This window comes from Gilliamella sp. Fer4-1 (assembly GCF_001690515.1).
Taxonomy (GTDB): Bacteria; Pseudomonadota; Gammaproteobacteria; order Enterobacterales; family Orbaceae; genus Gilliamella; species Gilliamella apicola_C.
In genome coordinates this window covers 1-4,111 of sequence record NZ_LZGZ01000014.1, presented here as the reverse complement: position 1 = coordinate 4,111, position 4,111 = coordinate 1, and the positions used below count along the sequence as shown (strand labels likewise).

General features: G+C 33.2%; 2 pseudogenes. Both read right to left on the bottom strand.

Annotation, left to right across the window (positions count from 1 at the left end):
• Positions 1-1,110, bottom strand: a pseudogene (locus A9G30_RS00355) (hypothetical protein); the annotation flags it as partial.
• 1,413 nt (positions 1,111-2,523) lie between these two features.
• Positions 2,524-3,683 (bottom strand): annotated as a pseudogene (locus A9G30_RS00345) (IS256 family transposase).
• Positions 3,684-4,111 lie beyond the last annotated feature (428 nt).

Here is a 4,111-nt window from a genome sequence, read left to right as displayed (position 1 = left end):
TCCATTCTTATCTTTATCTCGAAATAGATGAGCAAACTCGTCTATTACCTTATCAGAGAGCATACCAGCCGCCGCCGCCGCACCAAAACCGATACCGATAGCACCTAAAGCTGGTGCGCCAAGTCCCAAAGCAATACTAGTGGCAACAGATCCAACCAATGACCCTAGTATATTGCTAGTAAGCGTTTTAACACCAAACTCAAGCAAAATTCCTCTTGCTTCATCAACATCCCCTCTATCAAGTGCAGCCTGAGCTCTTAATGATGCGTCAACAAGCCCAACGCCCGTCATAATATAGCCCAAAATACGAATGCGCATCTCGAATATTTTACCTGTTGATGCTAAATAGGTAGAAGTTTGATAAACACTTTTCTGCATTTCTGGCGATAAATTGAGATAAGCATTTTTAAGGTTATTAATATTATCATTATGCAAATTTCCGTCAGAATCACTAAGTTGTAACCAAGGTTCAACATTATTTGGTGCTAACGTAGTTCCTGCTGCATCCAAACCAGCAATATTTTTAATATGCTTAAAAACAGTATTAACTCCTTTTTCTTTTGCTAAAGAATTTAATTCTGATATTGGAAGACCATTGACTGATGTCACCTTTTGATTATTCAATAATGCCGGTAGATCAGTTGCACCAAAAACATCCCTAGGGTTCATTTCAAATCCACCAATTACACGAACATCACCGACTGTGGCATCAACAAACCGTTCAGAAATAGTATCGTATGCACCATTGGGTTGGCGGACACCATTAATATTGGTTCCATAAAGGAATTCATATGCTTGGTTAGATAACTGATTCTGTTCATTTTCACCAAATATCTGTTTTAACTTCAGATTTAAAGGTGAACCATTTACCAAAGCCTCAGATAAAAATTTAGCAGCCTCAGTATTATCAATGAGACGAAGAGTAGAGTTATTTTTTAATGTAGCGATAATCTCTGATGTATGTGTCCCAGAATCTAGTACACCTGAGTAGAGAATTGTCGTTTTACCATGAGTATTAATATCTAGTTGCTGTATTAAATTACGTAATCCATCTGCATCATTAATTTGAACTAATTGTTTTTCCGCTTCTTCTTTAGTAAATCCCACCATATTTTCCTATACCTCTAATATAATATATCGATTATCTGTTGGTTTATAACGTGCTAGAAATCAAACTTAATAAGTGCTTTCACTCTAGATTCTAAATTATCTCTAATTTAACCACTTTCATAGACCGTTAACATGTCTTTCAAAATGGCTAACAGCTCCTCCTTTGACATAGTTGGCAAAACAACAAGAAATTGATATTCAGGATAAATATCTACTTAGCGATTAGGTCAAGTATACCCGAATAGCTATTCACAATTCAGCACACAAACAATCACATAACTAATTCCTTCATGTTTTATCCATACACCAAATAACTAATGAACGCCAAAACTATCTAATAGTTCAGACATATTTGTATCCCTCTGATTGTACTTATTCCATTTATCTGACTCTTCGTCTGAGGCATATTCATTTACAAATGGTATGAGTTATTCCTTAATTTAGTCGTTTTAAATGCTTTTGGATTTTCTACATAAAAACGATAAGTGTTAATAAACAAAATTATAAATAAAATAGGTAGTTTGTAAATAACCAAAAACAGATTATAACTATTAGTTATCAGTAAATGATTTTATTAAATAATTATTATAATTCGCTCAATAATTGATCGGCACAAATGTTAATACCTCTTTTATTCACTACCATTCGGTTTTAGCTAACTTTGGCTTTGATTAAGTAACATTTTAGTGCAATATTTGAATAACAATAGAACGTACAGTTATATTGGGGAGAAAACAAAAAATTGATTATCTTGTTAGCTTACAAACAACTAAAATTATATATGCTAAATGCTTGCTCATTAACCCCAAAATCAACTAAATTTACAGGCAACTAACTCCTCTTTCAAAATAGTTAATAAAACCTTCTTTCGGCACAGTAAATACACAAAAAAGGGTTGGCACAATGTCCCAAGTAATTTTTATAAGGTATGAGTTGATATATTCCAAACCGTTAACCTTCAAATCGCTAAGTTTCCAACTGTCAGCTTCCAAAATAAACTTTGCATAGGCTACACTAAATCATTCAACTTTTTTAAGGGGATAAAGTAAACTTATCACAATTAAAAAAGGATCTAATATGAATAAGAGTAAACGAAAAAAACGAACATGTAATGATGATTTTAAACACCAAATGGTCAGCGTTAACATATTAACACGGTAAATTACGTAGTGAAATCGTTGCAGAACTTGATTTGCCATCAGCATTGGACCATTAGATAACGCAAGCCAGTCAAAGTGGCGCATTTGAAACAAAAGATAATCGCCGTCTGCAAGAACAAGAGTTGATAGCTTTGCGCAAAGCGCTTAGAAAATGCCGTATGGAAAACGATATTTTAAAGCAAGCAACACTGATAATGGGGGCAAAAATCACTATCCTAAAAACGAAATTTTTCATAATTCTTGTCAGTTTAATCTACAAAGAGAGTACCTTATCAAGACGATTAGGGGGAAATATCATCAATTTTGACAATGATAAATTCCAATTTTGGATTGATGTTGTTCATTTTTCCGCATTTTGCAATCCCAAATACAGCGGCCTGAGCAAGTTATTTTCATTAGGAACACCGTTTTTGGTCTTTGTTAATTTGCGAAATTGTCAATGAATGGGCTCAGAATATCGGAAATAAGCCGATAAATTATTTCATTTACGGCACCACGATGGGATGACTATTAAATACTTATCGCCCCATATTCGCTCAAGTTCATTTAACGCATCAATTGCCACATCACGAGACATTGTCTTGTAGACAGGTTTCAAATCACTCATAAAGGCTTCATGATGCTTAGAAGCAACATACTTAATTGAATGGCAAATTTGATGAATAACGCAAAGCTGAACTACTGTTTGTGGGTAAATGGTATTCATCGCTTCAGAAAAACCAACCCAGCCATCAACACAAGCGCTTAAGATGTCATTTAACCCTCTGTTTTGCAAATAGACCAAAAAAGATAACCAAAAATGTGCCTCTTCGTTTTCAGATAAATATAAACCTAAATACGTCCTTTTTCCCGCTAAATTAAGGGCGAGTACAGAATAAGCAGTCTTGTTATGATAAATCCCATTTTCTTTTACTTTATAATGGATTACATCCATCAAAATAAACGCATAAATCGACTCTAGTGATCGTTGTTGCCATCATCGCAATTCGAGAATGATTTTATCTGTAATGACGGTTAAGATTGCAGGAGAGGCACGAAAAGCATAAATCTCTTCAATATGTTGGCTAATTCCTTTATAGCTCATCCCCAGCGCATATATACTCAGTTTTTTGCCCAATTTCATCGATTAATGTTTCCTGATTTTTTTGATGAGTTGAGGTTCAAATGAACGATACCTATCTCTTGGTGCATCAATCTTGAAGCTGCTCGATGTGGTTTTTTATTGTTTTTTTAACTTTCACCGTTGCGTCGATTAGGGGTAATATCATTGGCAATATGAGAATCTAACTCCGCAGATAATGCTTCTTTGGTGAGCTATTTAATTAATGGCGTTAAAACGCCATCTTTACCCATTAACGATTGACCATCTTGTAATAACTTTAATGCTTTTTTTAAATCAAATTCTTGGGGCAGTTGTCATTTCTTTTTTTATACCTAGTTTACAGAAATGACACAGAATATTGAACAATCTCAATTAAGTCTCTTAAAATTGCTGTTTTTTACGCATTATATTAAACATGCCCCATTAAAACAGCATAATGTATTGTATAAAAACACTTTATCTTGTTTTAATGGTATAAAATAATACTAATAAAAATTCCATCCATATCATCAAATTTAATTAAAAGCTTTCTTCAAAAATACATAGTAACTTTCTACTGACCATTCTAACTTTCTGTATAGATTTTTTAACAAAAAATATTGCTTTTATGGATAAAAAGCAACATAAGGCACGTTAACATATTTATTTAACATTACAATTGTCTTATGTTTTCTAATTTAAATAGAAGATGAATTGGCTGAAAAATAATGTGAGTTAGCTAACAGAAATAAGTATAAAA